Source organism: Microbacterium sp. HMWF026 (assembly GCF_003061325.1).
GTDB classification, from domain to species: domain Bacteria; phylum Actinomycetota; class Actinomycetes; order Actinomycetales; family Microbacteriaceae; genus Microbacterium; species Microbacterium testaceum_E.
The window spans coordinates 1-10,576 of record NZ_QAJB01000065.1 but is presented as its reverse complement, the minus strand read 5'-3'; the positions used below and the strand labels follow the sequence as shown (position 1 = coordinate 10,576).

The 10,576-nt window shown below is 71.2% G+C and carries 13 protein-coding genes; 8 read left to right on the top strand and 5 right to left on the bottom strand.

The genetic code is table 11. The features are described from left to right. The 4 genes from DBR36_RS03015 to DBR36_RS03000 all read left to right on the top strand — a co-directional run. A partial coding sequence (locus DBR36_RS03015) for a winged helix-turn-helix domain-containing protein (protein WP_108317504.1) occupies positions 1-607 on the top strand: 607 nt, incomplete at its 5' end. 77 nt (positions 608-684) lie between these two features. Then, positions 685-1,674 (top strand): DNA-3-methyladenine glycosylase, encoded by a 990-nt coding sequence (locus DBR36_RS03010; protein WP_108317503.1) that lies wholly within the window; start codon positions 685-687, stop codon positions 1,672-1,674. 47 nt (positions 1,675-1,721) lie between these two features. Next, the gene (locus tag DBR36_RS03005) at positions 1,722-2,135 is read left to right on the top strand and encodes a VOC family protein (RefSeq protein WP_108317502.1); all 414 of its coding nucleotides are present in this window, start codon (positions 1,722-1,724) and stop codon (positions 2,133-2,135) included. A gap of 34 nt (positions 2,136-2,169) precedes the next feature. Continuing rightward, positions 2,170-2,391, top strand: coding sequence for a hypothetical protein (locus DBR36_RS03000; RefSeq protein WP_108317501.1), 222 nt, complete (start codon positions 2,170-2,172; stop codon positions 2,389-2,391). A gap of 18 nt (positions 2,392-2,409) precedes the next feature. Here the strand turns inward: DBR36_RS03000 and DBR36_RS02995 are convergent, their stop codons facing one another. Then, complete coding sequence (locus DBR36_RS02995) at positions 2,410-2,784, bottom strand: GNAT family N-acetyltransferase (protein ID WP_308810937.1); 375 nt, start codon at positions 2,782-2,784, stop codon at positions 2,410-2,412. A gap of 141 nt (positions 2,785-2,925) precedes the next feature. Between DBR36_RS02995 and DBR36_RS02990 the strand changes: the two genes are divergently transcribed. Then, entirely contained in the window at positions 2,926-3,216 is a 291-nt protein-coding gene (locus tag DBR36_RS02990; RefSeq protein ID WP_108317499.1) for a DUF4287 domain-containing protein, read from the top strand. Here the strand turns inward: DBR36_RS02990 and DBR36_RS02985 are convergent. Then, complete coding sequence (locus DBR36_RS02985) at positions 3,213-3,827, bottom strand: MerR family transcriptional regulator (protein ID WP_108317498.1); 615 nt, start codon at positions 3,825-3,827, stop codon at positions 3,213-3,215. The two genes, DBR36_RS02990 and DBR36_RS02985, sit on opposite strands and share 4 nt — an antisense overlap. A gap of 69 nt (positions 3,828-3,896) precedes the next feature. Here DBR36_RS02985 and DBR36_RS02980 point away from each other — a divergent pair, with 69 nt between their 5' ends. Together DBR36_RS02980 and DBR36_RS02975 are read left to right on the top strand one after the other, a co-directional pair. Next, entirely contained in the window at positions 3,897-4,409 is a 513-nt protein-coding gene (locus DBR36_RS02980) for a DUF4188 domain-containing protein (RefSeq protein ID WP_108317497.1), read from the top strand. 16 nt (positions 4,410-4,425) lie between these two features. After that, the gene (locus DBR36_RS02975) at positions 4,426-5,286 is read left to right on the top strand and encodes a sulfurtransferase (RefSeq protein WP_108317496.1); all 861 of its coding nucleotides are present in this window, start codon (positions 4,426-4,428) and stop codon (positions 5,284-5,286) included. 3 nt (positions 5,287-5,289) lie between these two features. Here DBR36_RS02975 and DBR36_RS02970 read toward each other — a convergent pair whose 3' ends face one another. Then, a complete protein-coding gene (locus tag DBR36_RS02970) occupies positions 5,290-6,702 on the bottom strand; it encodes an NAD(P)/FAD-dependent oxidoreductase (protein ID WP_108317495.1) in 1,413 nt (470 codons plus the stop codon). A 109-nt stretch (positions 6,703-6,811) separates the two neighbouring features. Next, on the bottom strand, positions 6,812-8,266 hold the full coding sequence (locus tag DBR36_RS02965; protein WP_108317505.1) for an amino acid permease: 1,455 nt from the start codon (positions 8,264-8,266) through the stop codon (positions 6,812-6,814). A 173-nt stretch (positions 8,267-8,439) separates the two neighbouring features. Here DBR36_RS02965 and DBR36_RS02960 point away from each other — a divergent pair, with 173 nt between their 5' ends. Continuing rightward, positions 8,440-9,708 (top strand): PLP-dependent aspartate aminotransferase family protein, encoded by a 1,269-nt coding sequence (locus DBR36_RS02960; protein WP_108317494.1) that lies wholly within the window; start codon positions 8,440-8,442, stop codon positions 9,706-9,708. Positions 9,709-9,714: 6 nt separating this feature from the next. Here the strand turns inward: DBR36_RS02960 and DBR36_RS02955 are convergent, their stop codons facing one another. Next, on the bottom strand, positions 9,715-10,524 hold the full coding sequence (locus DBR36_RS02955; RefSeq protein WP_108317493.1) for a Cof-type HAD-IIB family hydrolase: 810 nt from the start codon (positions 10,522-10,524) through the stop codon (positions 9,715-9,717). Positions 10,525-10,576 lie beyond the last annotated feature (52 nt).

The window sequence follows — 10,576 nt, the reverse complement described above, 5'->3', positions numbered from 1 at the left end:
CTCCCCCACCGCTCCCCGCGGTTTCGCCCTTTACGTCGGGATCGACGAAGCGAAGGCCGCCGCCGCGGGCGTGAGCCTGGGCACCCTCGTCGAGGCCCTGCGCCGCACGCTCGGCGAGCTGGCCCCCGCCGCCGAGACCTACGCCACCGTCGCCCTCGCTCCCGTCGGCTCCGGGGGGCGCGACGTCGACGTCGTCCGTCTCGCCCTGCACGAGCCCTCCGCGGTGGCCCGCACCAAGGACGAACCCGTCGAAGAGGACCGCGCCCCCGGCGGCGTCGTCGTCGACATCTCGCGCAAGCGCGTCCTGATCGACGGAGAGTCCGCCGCGTTCACCTTCAAGGAATTCGAGCTGCTGCAGTACCTCGTGCTGCGCGAGGGACGCACGATCGAGCGCACCGAGCTCGTCGCCTCCCTGTGGGAGGGCGCGACCGACGACGAGGCTCCCGGCGAGCGGACGATCGACGTGCACGTGCGTCGCCTACGCGCCAAGCTCGGGGTGTACGAGGACATCGTCCGCACCGTGCGCGGTGTGGGCTACCGCTTCGACCGTCACGCGGACGTCTCGATCCGCTACGGCCACGGCACGCCCTCGCCCGACCGGTTCTGAACGGCTTCCGTCGCGGCGGATCGCGCGGCCTCGTCCCCGGATGCCGCGATGTCGGCGGGTCGACGTAAGGTGTCCGCATGAGATCGACCGGGGTTCGCGCGCGGCAGTCGTCGCGCGACCTCGTCGCCCGCGTCGACCGACCGCTCGAGAGCGAGTACCGCCCTCGCGTTCCCACCGACGTCGGTCGGGCGATCGCCGCCCAGCGGCACGGGGCGAACGACCCGACCTATCACGCGACGACGCCCCTCTCGACCGGCGGGATCGTGTGGCGGGTGAGCCGCACCCCGCTGGGCATCGCGACGCTCGCGCTGCGCCGCAGCGCGGGCGGAGCCGTGCGCGCCGCCGCCTGGGGGCCCGGTGCCGAATGGGCGCTCGCGCAGGTCCCGGCGCTGTGCGGCGCCCACGACGATCCCGACGGATTCGACGCGACGCGGCATCCCTCGGTCGCCGAATGGCACCGCCGTCACCCCGACCTGCGGATCGGCCGCACCGATCTCGTGTTCGACGCCCTCGTCAGCGCGATCATGGAGCAGAAGGTCACGAGCATGCAGGCCTTCTCGGTCTGGCGCAGCATCGTCACCTGGTACGGCGAGCGGGCCCCCGGTCCCACGCCGCGGCCGATGTTCGCGCCGCCGAGCATCGATGGATGGCGCCACGTGCCGTCCTGGGCGTGGCACCGCGCAGGACTCGAGCCGCCCCAGTCGCGCACGATCGTCGAGACCGCGCGGCGCGGCGAGAGCGTCGTGCGCGCCGCCGAAGCCGCCGTCGACGGCGAGGCCCGCGACCGGGTCTTCATCGGCCTGCGCGGCGTCGGCATCTGGACGAGCGCCGAGACGCGCATCCGCGCCTTCGGAGATCCGGATGCCGTGAGCGTCGGCGACTACCACCTCGCCCATCAGGTCGGTTTCGCGCTGACCGGCCACCGCACCGACGACGACGGCATGCTCGAACTGCTCGAGCCCTTCGCCGGCCACCGGCAGCGCGTCATCCGTCTGATCTACGCGGGCTCGGCGCTCGAACCCCGTCGCGGCCCTCGCCTTCACCCCGAGGATCATCGCGATCGCTGACGCGCGGGGGTGATGACATCCCCGCTCGGCGGGTGCACACTGCTGGCATGACCACGGCACTCGTGACGTATCTGCAGTTCCGTTCCTCCACACGCGAGGCGATGCAGTTCTACCATTCGGTGTTCGGCGGCGACCTGGACATCGCCACCTTCGACGACTTCGGCATGCCGGTGGGCGAGGGCGAGGGAGGTCTCGTCATGCACGCGCGCCTGCGAACCGCGCGCGGGTTCCTCTTGATGGCGTCGGACACCCCCTCGGCCATGGAGCTGGCGCCCGCGGGCGGGTTCTCGCTCGCCATCACCGGCGACGAAGAGGCCGAGCTGCGCGCCTGGTTCGAGGCGCTCGGTGAGGGTGGCCGGATCGAGATGCCGGTCGGGGTTCCGCCGTGGGGTGGGTTGTACGGCACGCTCGTCGACCGCTTCGGGGTGGCCTGGATGGTGGCCGTCGGCGAAGCCGAGTGACGGTCCCGCGGGGTCGGCCGCCTAGGCTGGGCGCATGACGCAGACGGGGACCGGCTGGCCGCGCGGCCGCACGTACTGGGTGCTGGGCAGTCTGCTGCTGCTGGGCCTCGGCATCCTGTTCGGGCTGGTCTGGCAGAACGTCTGGCTGGGATTGATCATCGCGGCGGCGGTGTCGGTGGGCTGGCTCATCGCCTACGAGTCGAGCCGAGGCCGAAACGTCGGCGTGAACGATCCCGACAACGGCATCCAGCTCTAGCTCGCCGCAGCGGCTCGGTCAGCGCCCGGGCGCCTCGCGGCGCATGGGCACGTGCGGGATGCCGTCCTCGGCGAACGCGTCGCCGGACACGACGAAACCGAACCGTCCGTACCACTCGGCCAGATGCTGCTGCGCGTCGAGCAGGATCGGCAGGCCGGGGGCCTCGGCATCCAGGTACGCGACGGCGGAACGCATAAGGTCGGCGGCGATGCCGCGGCCCCGAGCCGCAGCCGCGGTGGCGACACGGCCGATGCGCGTGTTCTCGGGCTCGCGCAGCAGGCGCAGAGTGGCCAGGACGTCGTCGTCGTCGGCGGCCCACATGAGCTCGGCGTCGGGTTCGATGTCGCGTCCGTCGATCTCGGGGTAGGCGGCCTGCTGCTCGACGACGAACACGGTGACGCGCAGCCACAGGATGCGGTAGAGCGTGAGGGGAGGGATGCCGGCGACGGGCGCTCGATGGACGGTGACGGTTACCCTTCGACGCTACCGTGCGGGCCGTGGCGCGAGGTCGGCGCCCTGCGCTACCGTCGGCCCATGTCGTTCCAGTCGTACCTCGACAACATCGAGACGAAGACGGGGCTCACTCCCCGGCAGTTCGTCGCCCTCGCCGCCGAACGGGGATTCGGTCCCGGCACGAAGGCGACCCCCATCCTCGAGTGGCTGAAGACCGACTACGACCTCGGACGCGGTCACGGCATGGCACTCGTGCACGTGATCACGAAGGGTCCGAGGATCTCCGACGCCCACGTCGGTCGTGGGGGTGCCCACGGCGACGCCAGCGACGAGCTCTGGCTGGACGGCGCGGCGACGAATCCGAATCGCTAGGCGGGTGGGGGCCCGAATCGGCGCGAGGCGGCGACCTGCTCACCGACCCGACGGAGCGCCAGGATGAGGGGTTCGACCAGGGCGGTTCCGAGGACGACGTAGCGCACGGCATCCTCGATCGAGGTCTGCGGGGTGGCCGCGAGCTCGGCCTCGGCGAGGGCGCCGAGGTGTTCCACGTAGGCGTCCATGACGTCGTCGGGGACGACGAACCCGGCGCGGTCGAGGGCGGCGAGGGCGTGCGCGACAGCGGCGATCTGGTCGGGGGCGCAGGCGTCGGGGGTCCCGCCCATCCGCTCGAGGATCGCATGGGCGGCGGTGAGGTCGATGTCCGCCGAGACCTCGGGGGTGACGGCTGCGTTGGCGGCGCCCAGCAGGTCGTAGGGGTTCTCGGGCGGTTCCTCGAGGACGCCGACGACCTTGCGCACCCCGGCGATGCCGACTCCCGCGTCGACGAGCGCCCGGATGACGCCGAGGCGTTGCACGTGCGTCTCGGTGTACGCGGCCTGCGTGGGTGAGGACCGCTGGCCTTCGGGGAGCAGTTTCTCGCGCAGGTAGTACTTGATGGTGGCGACGGGGACGCCGCTGCGCGTGGACAGTTCCGAGATCCGCACGTCTCCCCCTTGACTCGATAGCGATACTATCCAACATTGGATAGTGTCACTATCCAGAAAGGACATGCCATGGCATCCCTCATTCCGGGTCGCATGACCCACCGATGGAACGGCGAACTCGTCGTGTTCCACATCGGCATGACCGTCAACCAGTGGTGGCGTCCCGACCTGTGGATGCCGGTCTTCGGCGACATGCCCAAGATGCTGCGCGAGCTGAGCATGGACGCCGACTCCGGCCTGCTCGGCTACACGATGCTCGTGGGAGCCCGCGGACCGTACCTCGTGCAGTACTGGTCCTCGCTCGACAAGCTGTACGCCTACGCCGCCGCTCCCGACCAGGAGCACCGCCCCGCCTGGACGCGCTTCAACCGTCGCGCCCGCACGGCGCCGAAGGCGGTCGGCATCTGGCACGAGACGTATCTGGTCGACCGTGCCGAATCGATCTACGTCGGCACCCCGGCGATGGGACTGCCCCGCGCCACCGAGATCGTCCCGATCGCCTCGCGCCACGATCGCGCCCGCGCGCGGGTCGCCGACGGCGCCACGCGGGGATCCGAGCCCGCTCCCCCGACGGCCGCATGACCGCCAGACTGGGACCATGACCGAGATCCTCGTCTCCGCCGCCGCCCTGCGCACCGCCCTCGACGACGGGGCCTTCGCCGACGGCGGACCCGTCCGCGTGCTCGACGTGCGGTGGCGGCTCGACCGTCCCGACGGCCTGCCCGCGTACCGCGCGGGACACATCCCCGGCGCGCAGTACGTCGACCTCGACCACGACCTCGCCGCCCACGGCGCACCGACCGAGGGACGGCATCCCCTCCCCCCGATCGAGACGCTGCAGTCCGCCGCCCGCCGCTGGGGCATCGACCCCGGGGACACGGTCGTCGTCTACGACGACCTGAAGAACCTCTCGAGCGCCCGGGCCTGGTGGCTGCTGCGTCATGCCGGGGTGGCCGACGTCCGGCTGCTCGACGGGTCGCTGCGGGCCTGGACCGACGCGGGGTTCACCCTCGAGCACGGGGATGCCGAGACCCCCGCGCCCGGCTCGGTCGAGCTGACCTACGGGTCGCTGCCCGCGCTCGAACTCGACGCCGTCGCGGGGTTCGCCGAGTCGGGACTGCTGCTCGACGCCCGCGCCGGCGAGCGCTACCGCGGCGAGATCGAACCCATCGACCCGCGCGCGGGTCACATCCCCGGCGCGGTGAGCGCACCGACCACCGAGAACGTGGACGAGGACGGTCGCTTCCGCTCGCCCGACGAGCTGCGCGCGCGCTTCCGCCTGCTCGGCGCCGAGGACGGGATGGACGTGGGCGTCTACTGCGGCTCGGGCGTGACCGCGGCGCACCAGGCGGTCGCGCTCACCCTGGCCGGTTTCGAGCCCCGTGTCTTCGCGGGTTCGTGGAGTCAGTGGTCGAATCACCCCGACCTTCCCGTGGCGACCGGCCCCGACCCGCGCTGAGTCTCAGGCCCAGAGATCGCCGACCGGGATCTCGCGGCCCAGCACGTTCTGCGCGGCCCGATGGCCCGACAGCATCGCGCCGGGAACGGTCGCGGGGTCATCGCCCCAGGTCGCCTCGCCCGCGAGGTGCAGCACGCCGTCGATGGGCTCGGCGAGGACGTCGTGGTCTGCGCCGACCGACCCCGGCAGCATGTACGCGTAGGAGCCGCGCGAGAACGGGTCGTCCTGCCAGCGCGTCACGACGGCGCTCGTGGGGGCGGGCACCGCGTCGCCGTACAGCCGGCGCAATTGCGCGAGGGTGGATGCCACGATCTCGTCGTCGCTCCAGGTACGCGTGGCCACGGCGGCGGGTCCGGCGGCGAAGGTCAGCAGGGCCGGCTCGTCGTGCAGGCGGCCGAGGTCGTACCAGGAGTGCCACCACTCGCCCTCGTCGCCGAGCTGACGGATGCCGTAGACCCCGGCATCCCAGAACCGTTCCGCGAAGCGCAGCACGACCTTCTCGAACGCGTTCATGCGCAACAGGCTCAGCGCCCGGCTGTGAGTCTCGGGCAGAGCCGGTTCGAAGACCACGTCGCCGGCGTGCAGGACGCCGACGGGGACCGTGACCACGACGTCGGCGGCGGCGAAGACGCCCCGGTCCGTGTCGACCTCGACGCCGCCCGAGGTCCGACGGACGCGAGTGACCCGGTGCTCGCGCCGCACGTCGAGGCCCTCGGCGAAGCGGGTGGCGAGCTCGTCGTACCCGTTCGGGAAGACGACCTCGTCGCCGTTGACCGTGTCGTCGTCGAGGCCGTGGGCGCCCAGGCCGTCCATGCCGATGCCGTACTGCTCCTGGGCGCGGCGGTCGTTGTACTCGCGCACCCGTTCGGCGCGTTCGGCACCCCACCCCTGCTCGGCGAGGACCTGTTCGACGACTTCGCCGTACGTGGCATCGGGCCCCGATCGCGCGATCACGTCGACGAGCGCGGCGTTGACCGTGCGGATGTCGTCGGCGTAGCCGCGGACCGCGGCCTCGTCGAGCCGCTCGCCCGCGGCGTCGAAATACGTCAGGGGACGGGAGTCCGGCTGGTACCCGCCGACGGTGAACTCCACCATCGGCATGCCGAAGGCGCGCGCCGCCTCGGCGACCGGGCTGTCGTCGATGCCGTGGATCCACGACGCGCCGCGGTCCGTGACGTGACCGCCCGTGCGGTCGGTGAAGACACGTCCGCCGACGCGGTCGCGAGCTTCGAGCACGATCACGCGTCGACCCGCGCGGGCGATCAGTCGCGCGGCGGCGAGTCCCGCGACCCCGGCTCCGACGACGATCGTGTCGGCGCGGGCGGCGGCGGCGCGGTCGGCTGTGTCGGCGGTGCCGGCGGTGCTGTCGTCGGCGGTGCCGGGGGTGTCGGTGCCGGGGGTGTCGGGCGTGCTCATGTCTGCTCCCGCGTGCTCGTGGTCGTGCGACGCTAACGCGAGCGCGGGGTGCGCGGCATCCACCGATCTGGCGCGCGCGACCCCCGTGACTGGCCGCGGTGTACAGCCGTCAGGCGAGGGGCGCCTCTTCGTCGCGTCGCACCGGGGTGATGCCCTTGCGTCCGTACCGCAGCCAGAAGAACAGATAGCACAGGCCCACGAACGGGATGCCGAAGTACAGCGCCGGCGCCTGATTGGGATCGAACGCGATCGCCACGATCGATGCCGTCAGCAGCACGAACGCCAGGATCGGCACCAGGGGGTAGAACGGGGTGCGGAAGGCGAGGGCCGCGGGATCGCCCCCGTCGCGGACGTACGCGCGCCGGTGGAAGAACTGCGCCGCGACGATCGACATCCACACCGCGACGGCGGCGAAACCGGCGATCGACACCAGCACGAGGTACACCGTCTCGGCCGCGATGACGCTCGAGATCAGCGAGACCAGGCCGATCGCCAGGCTCACCAGCAGAGCGATCATCGGGATGCCGCGGCGCGTGAGGCGCGTGAACGCCTTGGGCGCGTACCCCTCTTCGGCGAGCGAGAACAGCATCCGGGCGCACGAGTAGAGGCCGCTGTTGCCGACCGAGAGGAGCGCGGTGATCACGACGAAGTTCATGATGTCGGCGGCGTAGGGCACGCCGACGTACTCGAAGACATCGACGAACGGGCTCGACGACAGCCCCGCCTGCTCATAGGGCAGCAGGGCCGCGATGACGATGATCGAGCCCACGAAGAGCACCAGCAGACGCAGCACCGTGGAGCGCAGCGCGCGCGGGATGTTGCGGGCCGGGTCCTTCGTCTCACCCGCGGCCACCCCGACCAGCTCGGCGCCGCTGAAGGCGTAGAACACCGCGAGCGAGGTGATGAGCACACCGCCCAGGCCGGCCGGGAGCAGGCCGTCCGAGGTGACGAAGTTGCTCAGGCCGACCGCCGCGTGAGGCTCGGACGACAGCGGCGTGAAACCGAAGATCGCCATCGTCCCGAGCACGATGAGCGCCACGATCGCGACGACCTTGATGAGGGCGAACCAGAACTCGGTCTCGCCGAAGACGCGCGCCGAGATCGCATTGAGGGTGAACAGCACACCCGCGAACACGATGCACCACACCCAGACGTCGACGGTCGGGAACCATCGCTGCATTAGGATGCCGGATGCCGTGAACTCCGAACCGAGGGCGACCACCCAGCACAACCAGTACAGCCAGGCGGTGGCGAAACCGGTCGCCGGCCCCATCGTGCGCGCGGCGTAGATGTGGATGGATCCCGAGACGGGATAGACCACCGCGAGTTCTCCGAGGCACACCATGACGAGCCACACGACGAACGCGCCCAGCAGGTACGCCAGCACGGCGCCCAGTGGTCCCGCCTGGTTGATCGTGTACCCCGAGCTGAGGAACAATCCCGATCCGATGACGCCGCCCAGGGCGATCATCACGAGGTGTCGCGCCTCCATGGCACGGCGCAGGCGGCGGGGGCCGCCCTCGCTCGCGGGGACGTCGACGGACGAATCGGTGGGACGACTCATGGGGAAACTCGCAATCGTGATCGAGCCCGGAGCCGAAGAGGCGTCCGGGCGACGCAGGTCACAGTAGTTCATGACGGCCGGGTCGATGCGCTCACTACGCTGATCGAGCCGGGTGACGCGCACGCTCACCTCGGATGAGGTGCCGGGCCGGACCGGCGCGAGAGGGGACCGGGATGCCAGCAGCAGACGACGCGAAGACGGCCGAGCAGGCGGGCGGAACCGTCGGCGGCGGGGCCGGTCGTCCGGAGCGCGGCGTCGAGCGGAGCCTGGGGCCGTCGAGCCTGGCGGTGCACGGCGGTGTCCGGCTCGACAGCACCCGCGCGTTGAAGACGCCACTGGTGATGTCGAACTCTTTCGCGCTGCCCGACGATCCGAGCGAGATCAGCTGGTCGGCCACCGCGCCGAACCTCTACACCCGCAACTCCGGCCTCAACCAAGTTGTCCTCGAACGCAAACTCGCCGCCCTCGAGCACGGCGAGGACGCCGTCGTCCTCGCGTCCGGTGTCGCCGCCCTGCACGCCGTGTTCTTCACGCACGTGCGCGCCGGGGATCACGTCATCGTCAGCGACGTCGTGTACGAGGCCACGTGGCGGCTGTGGACCGAATTGCTGCCCCGGCGCTACGGCATCCAGGCCACCTTCGTCGATGTCTCGGATGCGGATGCCGTTCGCGCGGCGCTGCGTCCCGAGACGGTGCTCGTGTGCGTCGAGGCGATCGCCAACCCGACGACGAAGGTCGCCGACATCGCCCTTCTCGCCGAGATCGCCCACGCCGCCGGTGCGGTGCTGATGGTGGACTCGACGTTCACGCCGCCGCCGTTCTACCGTCCGCTCGAGGACGGCGTCGACCTCGTCGTGCACTCGCTGACGAAGTACATCAACGGCCACGGCGACGCCATGGGCGGAGCGGTCGTGGGGCGCAGCGAGCTCATCGAGCCGATCAAGGCCGACGCGATGGTCGACGTCGGCGGGATCGTCTCGCCCTTCAACGCCTGGATGATCCAGCGCGGATCGGTCACGCTGCCGCTGCGGCTGCGTCAGCATTTCGCATCGGCGCAGCGGATCGCGGAGTTCCTCGAGGCGGACCGGAGAGTCGCCTTCGTCGCGTATCCGGGTCTGGAGTCCCATCCCGGCCACGAGGTCGCCCGGCGCCAATTCGGCGGCCGCGCGTACGGCGGCATGATGGCGTTCGCCGTCGAGGGCGATCCCGACGCGCAGAACCGTTTCGTGGCGCAGCTGCGACTCATAACGTCGGGTTTCTCGCTCGGCCACGACGACAGTCTGATCGTGCACACCGCGGCGGACGGTCCGCGCACGGCGACGTATCCCGAGCCGTTCCGCCGCTACGGGCACCTGCGCCTGTCGGTGGGGCTGGAGGATGCCGAGGACCTGCTCGCCGACCTGGAGGCGGCGTTGGACGCGACGTTCCCCACCGGAGGCTGAGCGGGTTCAGCCCTCTGGGAAGAGCTCGGCGAGCGTGCGGGGGACGCCCTGGTCGATGTTCGACGGGGCGCGGTGACGCGCGCGGGCGAGGACGTCGGGATGCGCGTTCTGCATCGCGTACGACCAGTGGGCGGCATCCATCATCTCGAGATCGTTCAGGTAGTCGCCGAAGGCGGCGGTCTGCCCCGGGGCGACCTGCAGTGCCTCTTGCAGAGCGCGAAGGGCGGTCCCCTTGTCGACGCCGGGGTTCATGATGTCGACCCAGTGCCGCGCCGACACGACGACGCGGTGCGTCGCGGCGATGTCGTCGAGGGCGCGTCCCACGCTCTCTTCGGCGAGCGCGTAGTCGTAGACGGCGATCTTGAGCACGTCGTCGTCGACGGCGAGCAGGTCGTCGACCGCCTCGAGGGCGGCGTAGTAGGTGGCGGCGTGGGCCGTGAAGTCCTCGTCGGTGCGTTCGATGTACGCCGAACGCTTGCCGCAGAGGACCACGCCGAGGTCGTAGCCGGCGGCGGAGAGGTCGCGCAGGTGGCGGATCGCGCGTTCGACGACGTCTCGCTCCAGGGCGAACGCGGCGACCTCGACACCCTCGTGGACGACGTACGCACCGTTCTCGGCGATGAACGACATGTCGTTCGACGCGTCTCCGAACGCCTGGCGCAGGGTGGCCAGCTGGCGTCCGGACGCCGGCACGAAGGCCACGTCTCGCGCGGCGAGGCGCGGCAGGACATCCCAGAGGGATGCCGGGATCCGGCCGTCGCCGTCGAGGAGCGTGCCGTCCATGTCGACGGCGACGAGGCGGATGTCGTGAGGCATGCGACCATCCTCGCAGGCGCCGCGGCGCGGGGCGGACGGGGCGGGGTGAGGG

Excerpts from the sequence above, each read along its gene's own strand:
- DBR36_RS02990 (WP_108317499.1), top strand. The coding sequence starts at position 2,926 with ATGTCGTTCCAGTCGTACCTCGACAACATCGAGACGAAGACGGGGCTC.
- DBR36_RS03000 (WP_108317501.1), top strand. The coding sequence starts at position 2,170 with ATGACGCAGACGGGGACCGGCTGGCCGCGCGGCCGCACGTACTGGGTG.
- DBR36_RS02965 (WP_108317505.1), bottom strand. The coding sequence starts at position 8,266 with ATGAGTCGTCCCACCGATTCGTCCGTCGACGTCCCCGCGAGCGAGGGC.
- DBR36_RS03010 (WP_108317503.1), top strand. The coding sequence starts at position 685 with ATGAGATCGACCGGGGTTCGCGCGCGGCAGTCGTCGCGCGACCTCGTC.
- DBR36_RS02955 (WP_108317493.1), bottom strand. The coding sequence starts at position 10,524 with ATGCCTCACGACATCCGCCTCGTCGCCGTCGACATGGACGGCACGCTC.
- DBR36_RS02975 (WP_108317496.1), top strand. The coding sequence starts at position 4,426 with ATGACCGAGATCCTCGTCTCCGCCGCCGCCCTGCGCACCGCCCTCGAC.
- DBR36_RS02970 (WP_108317495.1), bottom strand. The coding sequence starts at position 6,702 with ATGAGCACGCCCGACACCCCCGGCACCGACACCCCCGGCACCGCCGAC.
- DBR36_RS03005 (WP_108317502.1), top strand. The coding sequence starts at position 1,722 with ATGACCACGGCACTCGTGACGTATCTGCAGTTCCGTTCCTCCACACGC.
- DBR36_RS02960 (WP_108317494.1), top strand. The coding sequence starts at position 8,440 with ATGCCAGCAGCAGACGACGCGAAGACGGCCGAGCAGGCGGGCGGAACC.
- DBR36_RS02980 (WP_108317497.1), top strand. The coding sequence starts at position 3,897 with ATGGCATCCCTCATTCCGGGTCGCATGACCCACCGATGGAACGGCGAA.